The sequence below is a fragment of the Alteromonas alvinellae genome (assembly GCF_902705805.1).
In genome coordinates this window covers 1-5,827 of record NZ_CACSIH010000214.1, presented here as the reverse complement: position 1 = coordinate 5,827, position 5,827 = coordinate 1, and the positions used below count along the sequence as shown (strand labels likewise).

At 44.1% G+C, this 5,827-nt stretch carries 5 protein-coding genes; 1 reads left to right on the top strand and 4 read right to left on the bottom strand.

Annotation, left to right across the window (positions count from 1 at the left end; translation table 11 throughout):
* Positions 1 to 123: 123 nt before the first annotated feature.
* The 4 genes from ACX5KA_RS15955 to ACX5KA_RS15940 form a co-directional block, all read right to left on the bottom strand.
* Positions 124 to 1,077, bottom strand: coding sequence for a DNA ligase (locus ACX5KA_RS15955; protein WP_039219734.1), 954 nt, complete (start codon positions 1,075 to 1,077; stop codon positions 124 to 126).
* Positions 1,078 to 1,237: 160 nt separating this feature from the next.
* A complete protein-coding gene (locus tag ACX5KA_RS15950; protein WP_039219774.1) occupies positions 1,238 to 1,522 on the bottom strand; it encodes a hypothetical protein in 285 nt (94 codons plus the stop codon).
* 6 nt (positions 1,523 to 1,528) lie between these two features.
* A complete protein-coding gene (locus ACX5KA_RS15945; protein ID WP_458731637.1) occupies positions 1,529 to 2,710 on the bottom strand; it encodes an alpha/beta hydrolase in 1,182 nt (393 codons plus the stop codon).
* A gap of 140 nt (positions 2,711 to 2,850) precedes the next feature.
* On the bottom strand, positions 2,851 to 4,554 hold the full coding sequence (locus tag ACX5KA_RS15940; protein ID WP_458731636.1) for an ATP-binding protein: 1,704 nt from the start codon (positions 4,552 to 4,554) through the stop codon (positions 2,851 to 2,853).
* 230 nt (positions 4,555 to 4,784) lie between these two features.
* Between ACX5KA_RS15940 and ACX5KA_RS15935 the strand changes: the two genes are divergently transcribed.
* Positions 4,785 to 5,789 (top strand): 5'-methylthioadenosine/S-adenosylhomocysteine nucleosidase family protein, encoded by a 1,005-nt coding sequence (locus tag ACX5KA_RS15935; RefSeq protein WP_458731635.1) that lies wholly within the window; start codon positions 4,785 to 4,787, stop codon positions 5,787 to 5,789.
* Positions 5,790 to 5,827 lie beyond the last annotated feature (38 nt).

The window sequence follows — 5,827 nt, the reverse complement described above, 5'->3', positions numbered from 1 at the left end:
GCGTTCCCACGCTTCGCTAGGAAACTTGCCAGCGCCTTCTGAGTGGGCACTTATCCATGCGGATTGGTATAACAACAGTAAGTGAGAGGCAGTTCATGTGACTATACTGGCAGTAAGTAAGTGTTAATTGGGCAAGTCTGCCTGAGGTCTAGTGCGAAGATAGCTTGCGAACCTTGGCTTTCCATTCTTTGTTAAACCGTAGTACTTAAAGGTTACCCAGCTACCGATAGCGGGCGGAGATTGGCGCTCATTTTCTGAAAAGCCCGTTCCTAATTTAAATTGAATGCCTTCTCGCGTTTCTACAAGAAGCGAGCCCATCATTCCTTTAAATCGTCCTTTTCCCGGAAGCAATGCCAGTACTTTCCCTTCTGCATCTTCAAAGCGTTTTACTTTGAGTAACTTGTCACTTCGCCCAGATGTGTACAGCGCTTGTTCATGATGAAGCATTAACCCTTCTCCGCCTTCCTGGGCTACTTGCTTCAGCTTTTCATCAAGTGAAGAAATAGACGTAAGCTTAAATTGAGGGATAACTGCAAACGTTGGATTAGGTGTAGATTTACTTAGGCTGTTAAGCATGTTGAGTCGCTGACCAAAGGGCTCACCCATCATAGGCATGTCAAAGGCCATAAATCTAACTTTGGCCCAGCGTTTTGCAGATAGAGAATTTGCTTCGGCAATAGTGTCTGCTGAAGACACTGTGCTAGATGAAGCGTTAGTGACAGAATGCAGCTCGATGTTTGTCAGCGTTGAAAGCACAATAGAAGCTGTACGTTCAAACTCCCCTCTTCCTATCCAAAGTTCGCCGTCAATAGTGGCTTTTGGCCAGTTAGCGGTGAACCATGTTGGCGCGAATATTTTGTTCCCATTGCGGGTAAGTAACTCAGTACCGTTCCATCTTGCGCGAATGCCGTCTAGCTTCTCACTAACCCAATAGTCAGCTACGTTAATATCAGTGCGACTTTGATCGTATTGCTTAGCAAGCTGCACCCCTTCGACAGTATCGAGCATGTAATTAGCATTAACGTTAACTATGGCGGTGATTAAAAGTACACATACAGCAGTCAAAAAATTTCGCATCGGCTCTTCCTATAAGGTTTTAACCTTTGCTTGCTTTAACGCTTTTAATAGAGAAGCAAAAACAAAGAAGGCAAAAACAAAGAAGGCAGAGTAAATTACTCTGCCTTCTTTGTTTTTATAACTGTACGTAGGAAGGTTTTTTCGCTTAATTGAAACTGCTCTAGTCGGTAATAATATCAATAACTGAGATCAGCACATCTTCAGCAAAGGCTTCACCTACCGTTTTTTCATTATCGCGTCGTAGTTTATAGGTTTCTAAGCAAGCATTTAGCTGCTCATCGGCGGTGTACACCCCATGAACATCTGCGTTATTAGCTTGCTCAATACAGTGATCGGTTTGTCCTGTCGTGACGGTACTGCACCCGCTCGTTCCCAAGGTGATTCCAACCATAAAAGCCGCAGGGGCGATCCAGTTTACGTGTTTAAATATTCTTTTGTGGTTCAAGATAACTTAATCCTTCAATAAAGACTGCAAGCGTTTTTGTCTATTAACATAAACCTGATGGCCATCGTGCTCAGACGTAGAAAGTGCTAAAGCTTGGTTCACGCTTTCAAGCGCTTTTTTGTACTCGCCCATCTGCTCATAACCATAAGCTAAGCCATTATATGCGTCAGGCGTTTGAGGATACTCAGCAATATCGTATTTAAACAAGGCGATGGCTTTGTCGTAGTTTTGTTCACCCACATAGTGATATCCTAACTCGCGAATAACCCATTCCGGCGCGTCGAGTTTCTCGCCTCGCTGCTTTGAAACACGGGCGTAATAGTCTTTAATACTTTTAATATCTCCACTGAACTGCTGTGGCCTTAAATAAGCTGATAAGAACAAATGATGGTAAGCGCTGAAAGTTGACGCAGCTGAGACCAAATTGTGGGTAACTCCCTCGTAGGCTTCGTTCTCCCATCTTAATCCGGCAGGTTGATTTGCCCGCATTCCAGAAATCATATCGTTGTAATACGGGCGCATGGGCGCGCCTTCATTGCCGATAGACGTGTAAATGAAGTGGTCTAAATGATTGGCAGATTTTAAGAATGCAACCGTACTTCTTGCAGATGCGCCATAGTTCCACCACACCGCAGCACTGTAAGTCAGCGCTGCGTTAAAAAGCTCAGGCTTCTGGGTAAGTGCGTACAGCGCGAATACACCTCCGGCTGATGCACCCTCAATCACTCGAAAGTCATGCACGCGATATTTCTTCTCTACCATTGGCATAAGCTCAGTGGTTATAAAGGAAAGAAAGTTTGCACCGCCACCGCCGTAGCCTACAGGCCCGTTTGGATCTTCATTTGCTGTGGGATATAGATCGCGAAGTCGGTCGGTATTTTCAATGGCGACTATAATGACTTCAGGTGCAGCATTCTGAGATTGAAGCGATTCTAGTACTGCATTCATCATAGTAAGATTTCCCGCACCATCTAGACGATAAATAACGGGGTATTTCTTGTCGGGGTTTTCGGCATAACCTTTTGGAAGCTGAACGACCACTTCCCGTTGCTCGTTTAGCACTTTAGATTTGAGTTTCTCTACCTTCAATTCGTAACGCTGGCTGTCGCTGTCTGTTTCGCTGTTAGCCGAAAGGCTCGTGAAAGCAAGAAATAGCAGGGCAATTATAATATGTATTTGTGACTTCAAACTTAAATCCTTTTATAATACGCTTTGCTTTTCGCAGTAATACTATCTACTTGATTGGACCAAGCGAACTTTTATTATTATCTATTGTATAACAGAGGCTTATCCGGATTAATGACACTTTCAGTGCCACATTACTCTGTCTATTCCCCTTTAGCAATACAGGAACTTTCTGTAGACATTTCTCCGCCCAAATGTTTAGTCAGCACAGCGTGTAGTTCCGTTTTATTGACTGGTTTTGTGAGATATCCATTCATCCCGGATGCTAACGCTTTATCTATTTCTTCGGCAACCACCGCAGCAGTGAACGCGATAATAGGAATAGTGATGTTAGCTTTTCGCAACGCCAAAGCGGCTTCAGAGCCGTTCATTTCAGGCATGTGTAAGTCCATCAATATAAGGTCGAAATGCTGCTTTAGTGCAATCTCTACTGCTTCTTTACCATTATTAGCAAGCGCAACTTTCAACCCTGTATCTTCTAACAAGGATTTTGCTACGACCTGATTAATGTCATTATCTTCTGCCACCAAAATAGTAAGGTTTGAGAACGACGGTGTGCTTTCCTGTTCTTTAGCGCCAATTACACTACCTGCAATTTCAAACGGTAGCTCGAAATAAAATTCACTCCCCTGACCTACCACGCTTTTCAGATAAACCGTGCCGCCCATAGCTTCAACCAAGCTTTTTACTATCTGTAAACCAAGTCCCGTTCCCCCGTGTATTCGATTAATGCTGCTGTTGGCTTGGGTAAATGCATCGAATACGCGCTCTTGTTTAGAAGCATCAATCCCGTCCCCCGTATCCTTAACTGAAAACCTGACAAATTGATGGGTCTTTGACGCTTCACCTTTCGATAGCCCTAAAGTGACACTGCCCTGATGCGTAAACTTTATCGCGTTGCTCACTAGGTTGTTTAACACTTGAGAGAGGCGCGTTGCGTCCCCTACAACACAAGTATTTAATGCTTTATCTACTTCTATTCTCAGTGAAATACCTTTGTTCTGTGCCAATTGTGCATAAAACGCCACGCAATCTTTAGCAGTACTTTTTAGATCAAAGGGAATGATCTCCAGCGCAAGTTTTCCCGCATTCAGTTTGGAGAGATCTAATATGTCGTTCAAAATGCGGTTTAGCGAGAGTCCTGAACGCTGAATCTTCTCTAGGTTAAGCCGTGCACTTTCCGAAATATCATGAGAAAGCACTACATCGGTCAATCCCAAAATACCGTTTAATGGCGTGCGTATCTCGTGTGACATAGTGGCAAGGAATCGTGATTGTGCAGCCGACGCTTGCTTTTCGCTCGCAAGTGCCCTGTTTAGTTCAAGAGTTTTGTTTTTACTCTCTACAAGGGCTTTCTCTAATTGGCTAGCTAGAGCATAGATAAGAAGGGACACAACAAGGTTGGTCACACAAAGCCTCAGCCAAAGGCCCTTGTCATAATCCCCTTCGTAAAGCGGCACAAGAAAAGTACAGCACGCGAGTACTACCATTGCACTTATTCGCCAACCATTAGAAAGCAGTAAAATGGGGAAAATAGTAGCAATTGGAACTAAGGTTGCAGGCATGAGACCATTGCTTATTACAAGGTAAGGCGCGACGGGAATGGTGAGTATTGCCCACAATTTCGCCAAAGGTTCTTTGTAGTTAGAAAAGATAATTCCCGCTACCGAAATTGCACACCAAGACAGGCCGAAAAATACTGCCACATACACATTTTGGGGTTGGGCTATGACGATTACCGCTAAGATGAGTAAAGAAAAAACCAGCAGAATTTTGAAACCAGCTTTTTGCAAGGCCGATGTGACTTCGCCAAATGATTCAGGTGCTGTGGTGTACTGCTGCGACATTCGCGCCCTAAAGATCAGTAAACAATTGATAAAACAGTATAAGTACTAAACAGCGATTTTGCATAACAATAATAGGGTCATGATTCTGCCCCTATTATTGGCCCGAACCTTGCGAATATATTAAATATTATTGCAGCTAGGCTTGCCTATAGGACGCCAAGGCTCTTAGACTCGTTCTTTTTTCATTGTCCGCACCTGTTTGGTGCATAAATAGATTAAATAAGGTCACTATGCGCTTAAGTAGTTTTGTTTTATTCGTGTGTATATCGTTTTCGTGTCTCGCCAAAGACGATAGCATCCAATATGGTCCAAAAGATTTTTCCAATGTTGTAAATAAATGGACAGCCGTGGTTGCTGCTTATGAGCCAGAAATTGAAGCCATTGACGCCGCATTTGCAACTATGGACGACGCTCAAATTACGCAAACAGTTTATATTAAAGGGGTTAAGTATCAGTTAGGCACTTATAAAGGTGAGCCCATTGTTGTATTTAGCACGGGCGTCAGCATTACCAACGCAGCAATGACCGTACAGATGGCACTGGATTATTTCCCTATTGATAAGCTGGTTATGATGGGTATTGCTGGGGCCATAAACCCCAAATACACACCTGGCGATATCGCAGTACCTGAACGTTGGTATTTTCACGACGAGTCAGTCTATATCAACCCGAAAAAAGATGACGCCAGCGCCTACGAGCTTCCAGACTATTACGCTAAACAGCTTGAGTATTACAAAGCACGACGCGATACAGATAAGCACGCACCCAACTACAAAAACATTGGTTTTATTCATCCTACCGAGGTGGCAGTAGTTAAAGAGGGTTGGGACACTCGCAGAAGAATGCCCTATTTTACTGCCGACAAAACGTTATTGGAAATGGCAAAACGCGCGCTCACAAAGATCCCACCTATCACGATGCCGTCAGGTAAAGAAATTTTGGTAGACATCGGCGGTAACGGTGTTACAGGCTCAGTATTCGTAGACAACGCTAAATACCGCGAGTGGCTGCGCGACGTCTACACCGCTGATGTAGCAGAAATGGAATCAGCAACCGTCGCACAGGTGAGTTTTGTTAACGACGTAGATTGGTTAATTATCCGCTCAATTAGCGACTTAGCGGGCGGTCAGCACGGTAAAAATGTGGAGAATGTATTTGACGCAATAGCTTCTGGCACCGGCACCAAGCTGCTACTTGGCATACTCGACGAACTCGTAGCAACCGACCCCAAATAACAAATAAGTGGGGTCAGAGTCTGAGGGATCCCCACGAA